The 13866-nt window shown below is 37.8% G+C and carries 14 protein-coding genes and 1 pseudogene; 3 read left to right on the top strand and 12 right to left on the bottom strand.

All coding sequences use genetic code 11. The features are described 5' to 3' along the window. Nucleotides 1-1125 precede the first annotated feature (1125 nt). From PPM_RS29500 to PPM_RS27835, 5 genes are all read right to left on the bottom strand, one after another. Entirely contained in the window at nucleotides 1126-1263 is a 138-nt protein-coding gene (locus PPM_RS29500; RefSeq protein ID WP_155252330.1) for a hypothetical protein, read from the bottom strand. Then, the gene (locus tag PPM_RS27845) at nucleotides 1253-1618 is read right to left on the bottom strand and encodes a hypothetical protein (RefSeq protein ID WP_419185414.1); all 366 of its coding nucleotides are present in this window, start codon (nucleotides 1616-1618) and stop codon (nucleotides 1253-1255) included. Before PPM_RS27845 ends, PPM_RS29500 begins: the two co-directional genes overlap by 11 nt. Before the next feature lie 244 nt (nucleotides 1619-1862). Further along, nucleotides 1863-1985, bottom strand: a complete 123-nt coding sequence (locus PPM_RS30465) for a hypothetical protein (protein ID WP_268988055.1) — start codon at nucleotides 1983-1985, stop codon at nucleotides 1863-1865. A 169-nt stretch (nucleotides 1986-2154) separates the two neighbouring features. Beyond that, on the bottom strand, nucleotides 2155-2418 hold the full coding sequence (locus PPM_RS27840; protein ID WP_231860500.1) for a hypothetical protein: 264 nt from the start codon (nucleotides 2416-2418) through the stop codon (nucleotides 2155-2157). Between the two features lie 632 nt (nucleotides 2419-3050). Then, a complete protein-coding gene (locus PPM_RS27835) occupies nucleotides 3051-3257 on the bottom strand; it encodes a zinc ribbon domain-containing protein (protein ID WP_014600317.1) in 207 nt (68 codons plus the stop codon). A 316-nt stretch (nucleotides 3258-3573) separates the two neighbouring features. Here PPM_RS27835 and PPM_RS27830 point away from each other — a divergent pair, with 316 nt between their 5' ends. Further along, complete coding sequence (locus tag PPM_RS27830; protein ID WP_025674048.1) at nucleotides 3574-4131, top strand: DMT family transporter; 558 nt, start codon at nucleotides 3574-3576, stop codon at nucleotides 4129-4131. A gap of 519 nt (nucleotides 4132-4650) precedes the next feature. On the opposite strand, the gene PPM_RS27825 is transcribed toward PPM_RS27830, so the two are convergent. The 4 genes from PPM_RS27825 to PPM_RS27805 form a co-directional block, all read right to left on the bottom strand. Next, nucleotides 4651-5073, bottom strand: a complete 423-nt coding sequence (locus tag PPM_RS27825; protein WP_043921470.1) for a hypothetical protein — start codon at nucleotides 5071-5073, stop codon at nucleotides 4651-4653. Nucleotides 5074-5538: 465 nt separating this feature from the next. Further along, the gene (locus PPM_RS27820; RefSeq protein WP_014600314.1) at nucleotides 5539-5958 is read right to left on the bottom strand and encodes a hypothetical protein; all 420 of its coding nucleotides are present in this window, start codon (nucleotides 5956-5958) and stop codon (nucleotides 5539-5541) included. 190 nt (nucleotides 5959-6148) lie between these two features. Beyond that, nucleotides 6149-6382, bottom strand: a complete 234-nt coding sequence (locus PPM_RS27815) for a hypothetical protein (protein ID WP_014600313.1) — start codon at nucleotides 6380-6382, stop codon at nucleotides 6149-6151. An 870-nt stretch (nucleotides 6383-7252) separates the two neighbouring features. Next, nucleotides 7253-8134 carry a hypothetical protein gene (locus PPM_RS27805; protein WP_014600312.1) on the bottom strand — a complete coding sequence of 294 codons (882 nt, stop codon included), beginning with the start codon at nucleotides 8132-8134 and terminating at the stop codon, nucleotides 7253-7255. Nucleotides 8135-8586: 452 nt separating this feature from the next. On the opposite strand from PPM_RS27805, the gene PPM_RS27800 reads away from it, so the two are divergent. Together PPM_RS27800 and PPM_RS27795 are read left to right on the top strand one after the other, a co-directional pair. Continuing rightward, nucleotides 8587-8916, top strand: a complete 330-nt coding sequence (locus tag PPM_RS27800; RefSeq protein ID WP_014600311.1) for a helix-turn-helix domain-containing protein — start codon at nucleotides 8587-8589, stop codon at nucleotides 8914-8916. A gap of 759 nt (nucleotides 8917-9675) precedes the next feature. Then, nucleotides 9676-10238: pseudogene (locus PPM_RS27795) on the top strand (IS3 family transposase); the annotation flags it as partial. A gap of 124 nt (nucleotides 10239-10362) precedes the next feature. On the opposite strand, the gene PPM_RS27790 reads toward PPM_RS27795, so the two are convergent. From PPM_RS27790 to PPM_RS27780, 3 genes are all read right to left on the bottom strand, one after another. Then, the gene (locus PPM_RS27790) at nucleotides 10363-11775 is read right to left on the bottom strand and encodes a helix-turn-helix domain-containing protein (RefSeq protein ID WP_014600309.1); all 1413 of its coding nucleotides are present in this window, start codon (nucleotides 11773-11775) and stop codon (nucleotides 10363-10365) included. Between the two features lie 160 nt (nucleotides 11776-11935). Then, nucleotides 11936-12217, bottom strand: coding sequence for a hypothetical protein (locus tag PPM_RS27785; protein WP_014600308.1), 282 nt, complete (start codon nucleotides 12215-12217; stop codon nucleotides 11936-11938). A 215-nt stretch (nucleotides 12218-12432) separates the two neighbouring features. Continuing rightward, entirely contained in the window at nucleotides 12433-13815 is a 1383-nt protein-coding gene (locus PPM_RS27780) for an SMI1/KNR4 family protein (RefSeq protein WP_014600307.1), read from the bottom strand. Between the last annotated feature and the right edge of the window lie 51 nt (nucleotides 13816-13866).

The following is a 13866-nucleotide window of genomic DNA, read 5'->3' as shown; positions in this document are numbered from 1 at the left end:
ATCACGGGAGTCTTTTGTTTTTAATTTTTGAATAATATTACTCTGTTTTTCGCGCAGCTCCGCAAAATCAATCGGGACATGCCACTGATTCCTCTTCCGGATTTAGTTGCGCTGCTGATCCGGCCATGAGCTGAAAAGCCAACCGGTATATCCCTGCTCCTCCTTATCCGGAAGATTCACCAATGTGCATGAGCATGATTACCTTCATCATTTCTTTATAAATTTCATCAATCTCCAGCCACTCTAGAATTCCCTTCTTTCCAAGTTGTATGAAGTATGAGTTTTCTTTCCTGGCAGAGGCATTTTGCTTATAATGTTTGGTTAAAATAAAGTGTTAGACTGGTGTCGTTGAATTACCGCAGGTTTTAAAGAGAAGAATCGTCAGCTATTAGAAAATAAGTAAAAGAAGCAGCGGCAGACCAAAGACTTGAAAAATAAAGTCTAAGACTGCCGCTGTTGTTATTCAACTAACCCAACGTACCACTGAGAATGACTATAGTGGCTAAAATGTCATATTCAGCTTGTTCAAACCTTCCTAGTTTTAAAAAGTGCCTTGCTCGTCGTAGTCGCCTATTTGCAACATTCAACATGCGTATATTCCAGTGAAGGTTCATCGATTACTCCCCCTTTGGAGAATTTGTGAACTATCATGCATAAATTTGACCGTATCTTTCCAGATATCACAACATTCTATGGGAAGGCCTACTAATATTCAACGCAGTATTAGCCTATCTTTAATATTTGTTTCTATGATATTCAAAAAATGGCTCCTGCTCCTGCAGATGCAGGAGCTGCTTTTTTCGTTCGCATCGATCATTCAGTTGGCGCGTCTCTGATCACGGACCAACGCCGAGAAAATCCAGTGATATTCTGGATTCTCCCGGCGTTGGTCTTGCTCACATAAACTGCCTGGTATTACAAGTACAAAGAATACACTACATTTTATTGAATAATAATTCATTGTGAGGTGTGGGAAATAGTTTTGCATAGAAGCTACCTATATAAAAATAAAAAGACCAGCTAAAAAGCTGGTCAAGGAAACTATAAATGCGTATGCCTGACTTATGCCCCACCAATATAACCTTGCATCTTTTTTTTCATTTCTTTCCCACACCTCCTGAAATATCAGAATCCACCGACATGGCCTTGAGTCGAAATTGTACCAGGAGATTGATGGTGTTCAAATGGAGCAAATGCTGATGCTCCAGACACCAGTACAAAACCAAAACTAACTGCTAAAAAGAAAACCATCTTATTTCTCATTTTTCCACACCTCCAGAAGCATACTTTGATACTGAACCAGTGTTTCAGGGTCTGCATGAACCCTGAAACGTTCTAACAAACCTGAGCAGTTGGAAATTAGTAGTACATTATTTATTTTAACGGATTTTTCAAAAGCGTGTATAAGACATTTAAAACCGTATGGGTATTTTTCTCTGAACAGATTGTACTTAGCGAGTTTGTACCAAAAACGAGCATATTCATCTGATAATACCTGCTGAGTGTAAATATCTGTAGCTTCGGGTTCACGGTATGCTGTGATATGAGATTCAAATCGGTCTAAAATATCGTCAATATCTAAATTGTAACCTACGGAAGCTAATACGTAAGCATCCAGAAGCCAAGCAAAGTCAATATGCCGAATGGCTTGGCGTGTCACAAGGCCGTATCTCCCAGCTTAAAAAGTTATTATAGGTAACGTTGGGATTTTAAATTTACTATTCGATTGGCCATAACATGAATATTTGTATTTTAAAGCAAATACCTGGATGGCCGTGAGCTGTTAAAAGATCCAGTTAGCTTAATAGCTTGTACCTTTACCATTATGGAAGCTTATCCCGTTAGTGTAAAGACCAACTGATTTAATAAATTCGAGAACTTACCCATGCACCAGTTGTTATTGCAATTGATGCCGCCATCAAAACAAATAAAATATAACCGGCTTTAGTTTTCACACTGCTTCGGTTATCTTTGATCAGCTTCATGTTACAACGCTCCTTGTCCCAGCAATTGTTCTCGAATCGATTCCTTCTAAATAATACCACGTATTGGCTCTAACCTGCCGTTACTTCAATGAAAAAAAGCAGCCCCTCTGAGCTGCCCTACTGCTAGTCACTTCAACAATAGGATGAGTTCATCCAAGGGCTACCTCATTTACCAAGTAATCCAACCACTTGTTCGTTTGTAACTGTGTAGGAGCTCGTATTTCTCACTACGCATCAGTCGTTTCATTTTTGTTCTATACAGACGATAATCATCTTTTCTTGCTACTTTACATTCTTTGTTGTAATGAACACTCTTGATTCCTTTACGGAAATCCTTAAGCTTCTCTCTTCTTGGATCTTTGAGCTTAATGTTGATCTCCAGACTACGTTGTTTCTCTTCTTCCCAGGACTGAATCTCTTCCCGTATAAACATCTTCATCCCCGTTGTGCCGGGTTAGATTTTGGCATTTGAAGCCATGGCCTTAGACACAACTAATAGAAGAAGACATTCGGATTAAACATTAAATCACCTCAAATTTTATTCACCCTTATTTTAACATATTTATGACTATCCTGCCCGTTAGCTTAATGGGGCGTTTGCCAGTCTAATACTTTATTTTCTTTAAACAGCATGTGTTTCGTTTCTAAATAATCGCTCGCGAGGGTAAAGCAAAAATTTGATTCCAACCATCGCTTGTGAGTTGTGACCCCGTTTATAGTTTTTATGACTCAAGTAGAGTTGGTGTTCTTATAGTCACCCTAGTCATTTTGATTTCAATTCTTCCAAGACTGAATTAGTTTGATTAGCCAAAAGACGTTATAAACACACTTACCCGTTATTTAAAGCAGGGATACATAGAGTTTTTATAAAAATTAACTGAAAATGGCATTCATACGTTAGTTGGAGAGTTAGCGATATCGGTAGTGGGATTCATCATAAAGGCGGGTATGGATGATCTTTCATTGAAGTGGGAAAATATTAAAAGCAAAATAATAAGATGCGATGTAAATTTTAAGGATGTCCCTGATGAATGGGTCAAGGAGTGGAGGACGCGCCTCCACAGCTTAACCAAAGAATAGGTCGAGAATATTTGATCCCATCGACGATTGCTTGTTGTAAAATTCGGAATAACCACAATTTTCGCAATAAACGACGACAAATTGGTTGTGCTGAATATCAAACATTTTAGAGAGGCCGGTGCCAGTCATGGCCACCTCTTTCGTCTTGGCGTTTCGGCTGCCGCATTTCACGCATCCCTTTTGTTCATTCATCACTAATTACCTCCATATTTGTGTTCGCGTTTTGTATTATAATACGGATCGTGTTCAGTCATGGTTGCAAAATAGGGGAATGGTTTTGTTACCCAGCCCTTATTTTCTTAGAATCCTTCGAAGGCTAGGTGTAGTTATGTCAAGGATTCACTGTATATATAAATAATAAAGAAAAATTTGAAAGAGTCTAATCCAGCCTGCATATGTTAAGAACAACCACTTACGATTAAAAATTTATGTTAATCCATCCGTTAAAGTAAATATAATGGGTAGACTGGACTGATTATAAAGCCAGTAGCATTATGAAATATGAATAATGCCAGCTCGTTATGAAATTGTATCCGTGATGCTCGTGATCCTTGGAATCTTTATTACGGCGACTCATGGCAATATCTCCTCTCTGCACGTTTCAGGAGAATCCTTGTTTTTGGCGATATTATCTGCTTTATGTTTTGCTGTTTATAGCATTCAATCACAACCGTTAATGGAAAAATTCGACACCCTAATCATGACAGCATGGGGGATGCTTCTAGGCGAAGGGATTTTATTCATTGTCTTTAAACCCTGGGAATTGAAGCGCACAATTAGTCTTAACGCATATGTTGCTCTGGGTGTCGTTATTTTATTTGGTACAATTCTGGCCTATATCTTATTTTTGGAGGGAATCAAGCGAATTGGTGCTACGAAAAGCAGTCTTTTAGCTTCGATTGAACCAGTAGTAGCCACGGTACTATCTGTTGTATGGTTGAACGATAAGTTTCAAATGATTGATTTATTGGGCTTTGTTCTGATTCTCTCAACAGTCTTTGTCATATCCAGAGTTGCAAAGCGTGAACCAGAAGTGCAGACGGATCAACTAAAGAAGGATACTTAGAGAAAATAGTCAGGGAGCCACTTCGACTCTCTGATATTTCCCTTGACCAAGTAGGAGCTTGCTTCCAAAAATGTCTTTCTCCTTGCGGTATAGTTCACTGCTCATGAACTTAAACTATTCTGCCAGTTAGCTTAATGAAACATCGTTAGTCTAATACTTTATTTTCTCAGTCTACAACTTTATTTTCCGAGTCTAACACTTTATGTTTGTTTCAAAACTATACATAACATCAAGCACACGATAGAGTTGATTATTCCATAAAATCATTTCTCCTTTCCTAGGAACAAAAGATAGTGCAACCAGGTCAAATTGTCCTCTTTACCATTTAATACAATTGCTAATTCAATTGCTTTCAATCTTCACCTCTCTGCTGCTCTAATTGGCTGAATATTTGCATTGAAGTATCTGATTCAATTTGATCCTTCATTACTTAGCTCTCTCAAGGTCCTTATATCGGCTACAAGCTAATAAAAAACACGCCCTACAAGGACGTGTCTAACAAAGGAAGCTAGTATTAGTTCATTTAGAGGTTTCGGGCTTTGAGCCAGCTACTCCCCATGTTTCCCCGTCAACTTTATAATCACCGCCCCTCCATTGAAGTATGTAGTCTCCAGAACGTAAACCATCGCTGAAACCTTGGTCGTTAGAATTCCAAGCCACTGTATCGTGAGGAGCGATTACTAAACTTTCGAAATATAGTTTGTTTGAACCGCTGTGAGTTAAACTTACCTTTACTGGATGATCAGAATGATTCTTCAAACAAAGTTTAACATGCCCCCAGCCTTTAGGGACACTAAACGCTTCTCTTACTGTTGCGCTTCCGCCCGATCTTTGAGAAATAATGTTGTTTCCGCTAGTTTTACTTGGTGAGGCTGAAGTTACACCTACTGTGGTAGCTATAGCTAAAGAAATAATAGACAACGAAAATATTTTTTTCTTCATGGTTTTCCACTCCTATTCTTGATATGGTCTACCCATTAGGGCCTAGTGAATACAATCTGGTGACCCTTTTCATATCTACTCTATATTCAACTGCCTAACTTTCTAGACAGAAACGTTAAGGATAATAAATGCGATTTTTGATGGTCAGAATACCACTTTTAAACTTTTTGAAACGCACAAATAGATCACTCTGAGCCCAGGGTGACCTATTTGTTAAACAGTTTTATACCAGACGATCTTATATAATTATAGTCGTCTAAGCCAAAAAATATACCATACGTATCAATAGAAATTATTTAGTCTACCTACGCTAAATAATGCTTTCCTAATAATTTAACAACACTTACTGTTGGAACCAACCTTTAACCTCTTTACTAAGCTATATGATCGAATAACCGTAGCCCCAACTATATAAAAAGCGGCAACCCTGGACGAGAAAATATTCGAATTTCAATTACGTTCTTATTATGTTGCATTAAGAATGAATTGTCCTTCTTCAGCTTTAATTTCAAAGAAGTACTTTGTATCTTTAATTAGGCCATCTAAATGCTTGCTAGTCCCAGGAGATACTTGGAATTCCTCAATAACAATATCCCCTTTTGCATCTTTAACTCTCAATAACACGTTTCGGTCACTATTTGCATCATTAATAATGGTCTTGTCCCAGAAAATAGTATCGTAATTAATTGAGTCATTACCATCAAATATTATAGGGTTCCATTCGTCTGTGGTGTCTTCAGCATCAATAACAGATGTTAATTTTGGCGAAAAATAATTATGGACAATTCCTACATTGAGATAAATCTGATAAGAACAAACAAAAACTATTGTTACAATTAGCACTAAACCAATAAAGCCAATTATCTTAGATTTCCCATTAACCATTTCTTGATTCCTCCTTGTTAATTGTGTTGTTAATCGTAAAAGGAGTGCAATTGCTCAAGAAGTTAATTTACTCTATCTTACATTATATACAACTTAGATAAATCCTTTTTTCAACGGAACTCATCTGCCCGTTAGCGTAATGAAGCACCCGCCAGTCTAATACTTTATTTTCTTTGGACACCCTACTGGGTTACATACCAGCGGAGTCCTCGTTCACCTCTATTCTAAATTCAAATTGATTCCGTATGTAATACGCTCCAGCAATCTTAACCGAATTAGGCGAAAACATTTCTATAGTGCCACCATAGTCTATAACCGATATAAAATCCTCGCCCAACGACTGAACAACATACACCTTTACCTGGCTTAATGCAGCTGCAAATAGTTCGACATCCGACTTTAACACTTTATATGTATGGTTCATGCAAATCACCTCAGATAGTTATTCTGCCATATGTGTGGTAATTCCTCACAAAAGAAAGCCCTACCAACCATAAGGTTAGCAGAGCTTTAGCTTTAAAATCCTCCTATGGTAACTTTATGCTGAATATTATGGTGATGGTTAAAGGCTTGATCCGGCACAGTAACAATCAACAAAAAATTAGCCGCAATGATTAATAACACCATTTTTTTGAACATTGTTTTCCCATACCCTTTAAATAAGATTGAAATACTAAGCTTTAGTTTCAGGAATTGTATGGGCTTGAAACGAACAAACAACCCCATATAGTTTATAAAACGACTCGGTACTATTGAGGTACATGTAAGCCACTGGCCGCCCATAAATTCAGTAAATAGAAGACAAAAAGGACACCCACTATAATTCCAACTATGCTTAATATTTTCTTTTTCATATTCATTAAACACCCAATCTTCAAGTGATCCGTATTTGTTGGACATATATCGTAAAGTTATGGGTGGCTAATTTAGGATGCATGAATGAAGTCGTGAAGACTTTGTATCGCAAGACCGCTTGAGTTAACATACCCTTTGTCGTCTTTGACATCCATCCGCCCCATCGGAATCAAATACTTGTTTACTACTCGCCACCGTTAATGTTATAGTTCGTTAGCGTACTCTTAACCATTATACCACAATATATGAGAATATTTGTGTGATTATATAATAATACTGGAAAATAATTCTTAGGTACCATTTTTCCAAATATAAACCCCCTCCATTGTGGAAGGGGTTGCAAGATGATTGGAATTAACTATTCGCTCCATGATTGTTAGGTTGAAAGCTATTCGCTCCATGATTGTTCGGAGCGACTAACGCTCCTATGTTGCTCACGCTACCGAGCAGAAACAAAGCTACTGCCATCATACATAATGCCTTTTTCATCTTTGAGCACCCTCCCCAAGATTTTATTGTTCAATACATTGTATGCTTCCAGTTGATCTTTAGTTGCATGAACACTAAAAGAAACAAATAGTGCATTGAGTTTTTTATAGCCTGTATCATCTTTAAGTTTATCAGACATTCCTAAAGCCTTGAGGGATATATTTAGTGCATAAGAATAATTTGCATTTTTGAGGTTATATAGAGCCATTAGATAGAGATGGTCTATATAATAACGTATATTGGCATCTGTTTCGTAGTTTCCGTCTAAGGAATCCAGAGTAGGTTGAAACTCTTTTAATGCCCAATCAACGTTATAGTCGTATTTTATAGCTGCCTCCAAGATCGTTATGATTCCCGGCAACAACTCTTCTTCTTCACTTTGATGTATAAAATGAACATATTCAGGAAGTGTATCCATCTTTCCTTCCAACAAGTCAAGAACGTATGTATTTGCTCGTGCAAGCTTCCTGAAATGAGCCACATCAGCTTGTCCATCCTTGTCCAATCCGTATATCCAGCCCAATTCAGTGTACTTTTCGATGCAATCTCTGGCTGCTGCGTAATCGCCCATCTTCTGTAAAGCAATACCTTTCATAACCATTGCATACCCAAAGTAGAAGACGATACTTCGTTTAAGTTTTTTGGTATCAATCTGCTGTTGACCCTTTGCTTGCCGAAGTTGGTTTTCTTCGTACAATCCTCTAATCGACGTATAAAGCTTGTCCGCAATATGCACCATAGCTTCCCAATCATCTAGCGAAAATTCTGCTTGTAACATGTCTGTCAAAAGGTTTATGTCAGTTATTGATTCTAAAACAGATGAATTTAACATATAGAACCTCCATATTACATTTTTAACCATGCTATAACATTTTTGAACATTGGTCAATTTCGCAAATAATTAGTTTGTCCAAATTTAGAATAGTTTGTTACTAGATTGTGAAATCTTACCTGTCTACCATACCAAGGTATGTACGTGTTCAGAGAACAAATAAATTTCTTCTTCTGTTTTTAAACGGTTTTCCATCATTAAACCTCCGAATTATAATGGAGCCTTTTTAGGTACTACCATCAAAAATAAGCCTACCTCTTTTTTACAACGTTCATTTTCGAGAAAATCAAATCACAAAACTAAATTGGGTAAAACATCATTTCTTTTGAAGATATTTACAGTATACATCATAAAACTTTTAGGGACAATAATTAAAAATTTTGAATCTTTTAGTGACTCCAATTCATTTGGTCTTTTGTCTACACTTTTTAATAAGAGGAGTAGATAACTATATGCAAACCATTTCCGAACAAATTGGTGCAATAATAAGAACCCTAAGGAAAGAAAAGGGATTAACACAGCAAACTCTCGCTGATGAAATTGGCTCATCGTTCTCATATATAGGCAGGGTTGAACGCGGAGAGGGAAACGTAACTATAGAAACCATTATTAAAATTGCTGCTGCCTTAAATATAGGATTTTTCGAATTAATGAGCTTAGGTGGAAAACAGGACAATGAGACTATATTAGCTTTACATGCATTCCTCTTAAATAAAAGTGAGAAAGAGCATAGAAAAGCCCTAAACATCCTGAAGGAAGTATTTGACGATAATAAGTTTTAGTACAATCGGCAACCTCACATTACTATAGGCTGCCAATTGTTATATAATGTCCCTGAAAATTGTTGCACTGTTTTTAGCGGTTTTCACCTTCTGGCCATTACTTAGGTGACCATTAAGCAATGTAACCAGAGGTTGGGTCGGCTTACTAGATGAATCCGCTTAAGTGGGCGTCATGTTAAAACTGGTTCCGCTGCTTTGATAACCAACCCGTTACTGAAAGGTGATCGTTCTGATCTATTTTAAAAAATATATTTGAGTTACAATAAAAGCCACAATACGAAACTATATCGCATTGTGGCTAAATGTTTAAATCCTGTTTAGTGAAGACGCTGTAACCTCTGTCTTCTTGATTTCTTTTCTGAATCCTCTACTCATGAACTTTTGTAGTTCCTCGGTGTGATCGTTGTCTTCTAGCAGGATGACCTCGTGTAATTCAAATAGCTATTACACGAAACGGTTGCGTCAATCCAGAAGCCAATCCGGTAGCTCACTGATCTGCTTCTTGTTAAGGAAAGAATACAGGCCCAGCTTTAACCCGGGTGCTGTCGTTCATCCCTGTTTTACGTTTGCTCTGCGACCAAAATCGCATAGCAAATCCGTACTCATCTAATGTCGTTAAGTAATTGCTCAGTGTCACCGTACTGATTCCCATCATTTCAGCGATATGTTCGAGGGAAAAAGTGGAACAAGCCTGATAAGTACGCCGGAGTGAAAACAGAAATGCAGCGTATTTTAATGATGAATTAAAGTGTCAAGAAGGGATACCGAGCCATGATCAGGGAAATTCGCAAAATGACTCCAATCAATCATAAGACAGTTCAGCGCTTAATGAAGGAGTTAGGGCTTCATTGTATGGTTCTTAGGAAGAAATTCCGTGCATACAAAGGAGCCGAAGGAAAAATAGCTCCAAATGTCTTGAAGAGAGATTTTAATGCGATGGTGCCTAATGAGAAATGGGTTACTGATGTGACGGATTCCACTTGTATAGACAAAAGATATATCTGTTTCCAATTATGGATCTATATAACCGTGAAATCATCAGCTATACCATTTTTCAGAAGACCGACTCTCTCTATGCTCTCTGAGAAAGGAGTCACACAAAGTATGTCACGCCGAGGAAACTGCCTGGATAACTCCGTGGTAGAGAATTCTTTGGAATCTTAAAGACGGAACTGCTGTATATTCAAGAATTCCAATCCATTGAACATATCATTCAAGAACTACATCAATATATTCACTACTACAACTATCGAAGACCCAAACAAAAGCTCAGAGGACTGTCGCCGGTAGAATACCGCATTCAGTCCTCTGTAGCAGCCTAAGTCTGTCTGTGTCTAACTTTTTAGGGTTAATTCAATTAAGGTCAGGGGCGTTTAAAATCCTCCATGTTGTACTTGAGGCTCTATACCATGCGAGTGAATAGGTACATTAACAATTAACAAAAAGCTAGCTGCGACGATCAACAGTGCCATTTTTTTTAACATTGTTCATCCACACCTTTTCAAAAAGATTTAAAAAATTTGCTTTGGTTTCAGGAGTAGCATGTTCTCGAAAATGTAAAAATAGCCCCATACAATTTATGAAATAAGTCTCATTATTTAGTGTATGATAACTTACCATTGAATACATCAAATGTTTAAAGCCATCATCGTAAGAATTTCTATGTAAATAATAATGAGCCAACTCGTAACCACACCATGCAAAATAATCTGGCACCACTTGTTGAGTATACATATCACTTGGTGAGTGTTGCGATAATGTTACAATGTCTGCTTCAAAGCGTTTAATTATGTGATTAACATCAATGTCATATCGGTTAGCCGCTATCATAATATTCAGCAGTTGGATGACCTTATCTTCTTGAGTTGTATCCCCCGCTGTATCGATGTATTCAATATATTCTTGCAGCACCATTATGTCTCCGGATAAAAGCTTATTGACAATAATATTAGCTTTTGCCCAGTGCTTAAACAAGCCAATCCAGTGCTGAGTATCTTTGTCTGTCTCTTTAACCCAATCTAAATTAGCATAGGCGTATGTATATTGTAGAGCTTGGTGGTAATCGCCTTGTGCTTCGTAGACACCTGCACACAATAAGTCAGCATAAGCAATATATCCAAATAGCGGACCTCTTGTTCTCTTTTCAATATCTCGTGACACACGTTTTTCTTGGTGTTTTAAACTATACTGGATTTCCGCTTTAGCTCTCATCTGTCTTGCCATTTCGTTTACCTTATCCCATTTCCGCAGAGACCTATACACGTTAGCTAAATCCTTCAACGCGTCAAGCTGGTCTATTTCATCTAGGCGTTCCACGAAGGGTTCAAATAGTGTAGCAGCCTTGAGATTCTCGCTTTGATCATCTCCGATTTGAATCGTGAATTTACGATATTGACAGACTGCCAAGCGTTCAGAATGTTGATATCTCTCTGCTTCAGCTACCCCCTCATAGAGCAGCAATGCAGCCTCATGTCGTCCCTTCGCCAACAATCCTTCTGCAACTTCGAATAGCTTGGGTGAATACAGTAGATTGTCCATGATGGCTCCCACCACTCGACGGATCGCATCCAACCTATCCAACTCCGCACACCGAAACAAAAACGGCTCGATTCGCCTCATATTCGGGGGGTGGTCGATGATGAAGTTTTCTATAAATAGATCGTAAAACTCCCCTTCTGGCAAACCCATAGCCTCAGTGATTCGGTCAAGTTGGTTAACTGACATAGACTTATTCCCTGACACAATAGCACTTATTATTCCCCTATTCATGCCTGAAAGTTGTCCGAATTGCGCTAAGCTCAACCCTTTTTGTTGTAAGTATCTATCTAATTCTGCTCGAATCGTAGGTGTATGTTCCATGCCATAGCCACCCTTCGCATAAATATTCCAGTATTTTATAATCAATTACTATTTTTGTCCAATAATAAACTAGTTGTCAATAACTTTTTTTGCGAAACATGTGAAGAATCAGCGTTTGTCATAGTATCAATTCTTGTAATAAAAAAATACCCTGCTAGACTTAATCCAACAGGGTGCTACTTTTCAGCTTATAGAGACTTTGATTGACTGCACGAATCCAATGCTCTTTGTCCTTTACTTGCCCCGAGGCTGCTTTTGTATATGCGACAAGTTCACCAACAATATTACTTTGTGGAGCTCCTATGTTTAATGTTACTCTCATAAATTCTAGCCGTTTAATGAATGGGTCAGCAGCTTCTTTATTAAGAGCGTAAATGGCCTTATTGACAAGCTTTTCGATTTCTTGAAATTCTTCGAAAGTTAAAATTCTTTTAGTATCCATCCTTCCACCCTCTTCAAGTAAATTCTGAATATCTTTCGGCCACTTGGGCAACAGTCGCTTTTCTATATTAGTTTCAAACCAGGTTGAGGCTATCTTCTTTTCCCAGTCCCCAAACTTCCGGTAATCTGTAATACTAAACCCTTTTTAAAATAGACTACATAAAAATACATTAACACTACTTCATAATGTGAAGAATCATCACTACCCTTACCCATTCAGCCTTGCATCACATAATTGTGATAAATGAGCCTCTCTTCTTCACTCATTTCTCCACTGATGCTATAGCTTATTTTTCTTTGTAATATGTCCTTTGTTAGTAGAAATACTTCAAACTCCGCTGTTATAAATTCAATCGAAGTTAAATCACAAAACACTTTGTAGTCACTATCGCCACTTTTGCTTATCCGTAGATCTTTAAGATTTATGAGAGTCTTCAGAAATTGTAAATCATTCAATGGCACATATAAGAGATCCAGTTCTACCAATTGTGAGAGACGGCCGATAGGATCAAGATTCTCAGATCGAATGTGAGATAAATCCAATATCTTTATCTTTTTACAGTCAACCAACGGACCTAAGTCTGCAATCTTTAGGTTTGCCAGCGATACCTCCTGTAAATTAGCAAGGTGCGGTAGCAAGTGAATATCTTGTACATTTGTCTTTCCGATAAAAAGACGTTTTAGATTCTGTATGGGTAATAAAGTGGATAAATCTGAAAACGGCGTTTTGGCTAAAAAAAGCTCCGTTAATTCCGTCAATTGGGAAAGAGGAGTGAAATCCGTTATATTTAATCCACTTGCTACTAGCTTTCTTAGATGGCGAAAACCAGTTAGAGGGAAAAGATCTGTTATATTCGATTTCAGTAAATTTAATGATTTAATCTTGGCCAGATCAGTGAAGGAGTCGGGTTGTCTGCCCACATTTTCAGTAATAGCTGACTTCCATTCTTCAGTCAAGGTGTTCCAGTACAAATTAAACTCCTCTTTCGTACCTTCTATAGAAGTTATCAAAGGAATAACTTCTTTAAGGTCATTAAAGAAATGTCCTTCCTTCCTCCATGCAATATAGAAATCCCCTTCTTCGTCAGGTTCAACCGTACAATTCCCGTTCTCAAATTGCATAAGGACAAAGTCTAAAAAAACGTCAAAACTACGACTGATCACAAAAAGTTCCTCTTCATCTCGACCAAAGTTGATGATTTGTCCTAATGTACCCAGTTTATCTGGAGCAAAATCGATACCGATATAATTGCCCCCGTGGTCAAAAGCGATTGGAAGCCAGTTTGCATGATAAGACTGTTCCTTGATCGTGTCCTTTTCAAAAGAAATTACGCCGTTGCTTACATGCTCAACATACTGCTGATTGTCTCTCCAGTGCCGTAACATTTCCTCAATCGATAAGCACTGTAACCCGAGGAATATACCTACTGTTCCTTTCTCACCATTATGTACAGAGTAGAATTGCTTAAAGGAAGCGGGCAAAGAATATCCGATCTCTGCTTCCAACATCGCAAGAACCTCAGACTTAACTGGTTCATTCATCCAGTCATGAGCATTTGGGAAATATTCCTGAAGTTTTGTTATAAACGAATGACTCATATATTCGAATTTCCTCCTTGAATTTTTGAGGCTGTGCTTTGGGATCGGTTC

It is taken from the genome of Paenibacillus polymyxa M1 (genome assembly GCF_000237325.1).
In the GTDB taxonomy this organism is placed as follows: Bacteria; Bacillota; Bacilli; order Paenibacillales; family Paenibacillaceae; genus Paenibacillus; species Paenibacillus polymyxa_C.
The sequence above is the reverse complement of the archived record's forward strand: the minus strand, read 5'-3'. Positions and strand labels throughout refer to the sequence as shown.

What these genes read in the sequence shown, in the direction of transcription:
- PPM_RS29500 (WP_155252330.1), bottom strand. Translation starts at nt 1,263, where the DNA reads ATGAGAAATAAGATGGTTTTCTTTTTAGCAGTTAGTTTTGGTTTTGTA.
- PPM_RS30465 (WP_268988055.1), bottom strand. Translation starts at nt 1,985, where the DNA reads ATGAAGCTGATCAAAGATAACCGAAGCAGTGTGAAAACTAAAGCCGGT.
- PPM_RS27840 (WP_231860500.1), bottom strand. Translation starts at nt 2,418, where the DNA reads ATGTTTATACGGGAAGAGATTCAGTCCTGGGAAGAAGAGAAACAACGT.
- PPM_RS27835 (WP_014600317.1), bottom strand. Translation starts at nt 3,257, where the DNA reads ATGAATGAACAAAAGGGATGCGTGAAATGCGGCAGCCGAAACGCCAAG.
- PPM_RS27830 (WP_025674048.1), top strand. Translation starts at nt 3,574, where the DNA reads ATGCCAGCTCGTTATGAAATTGTATCCGTGATGCTCGTGATCCTTGGA.
- PPM_RS27825 (WP_043921470.1), bottom strand. Translation starts at nt 5,073, where the DNA reads ATGAAGAAAAAAATATTTTCGTTGTCTATTATTTCTTTAGCTATAGCT.
- PPM_RS27820 (WP_014600314.1), bottom strand. Translation starts at nt 5,958, where the DNA reads ATGGTTAATGGGAAATCTAAGATAATTGGCTTTATTGGTTTAGTGCTA.
- PPM_RS27815 (WP_014600313.1), bottom strand. Translation starts at nt 6,382, where the DNA reads ATGAACCATACATATAAAGTGTTAAAGTCGGATGTCGAACTATTTGCA.
- PPM_RS27805 (WP_014600312.1), bottom strand. Translation starts at nt 8,134, where the DNA reads ATGTTAAATTCATCTGTTTTAGAATCAATAACTGACATAAACCTTTTG.
- PPM_RS27800 (WP_014600311.1), top strand. Translation starts at nt 8,587, where the DNA reads ATGCAAACCATTTCCGAACAAATTGGTGCAATAATAAGAACCCTAAGG.
- PPM_RS27790 (WP_014600309.1), bottom strand. Translation starts at nt 11,775, where the DNA reads ATGGAACATACACCTACGATTCGAGCAGAATTAGATAGATACTTACAA.
- PPM_RS27785 (WP_014600308.1), bottom strand. Translation starts at nt 12,217, where the DNA reads ATGGATACTAAAAGAATTTTAACTTTCGAAGAATTTCAAGAAATCGAA.
- PPM_RS27780 (WP_014600307.1), bottom strand. Translation starts at nt 13,815, where the DNA reads ATGAGTCATTCGTTTATAACAAAACTTCAGGAATATTTCCCAAATGCT.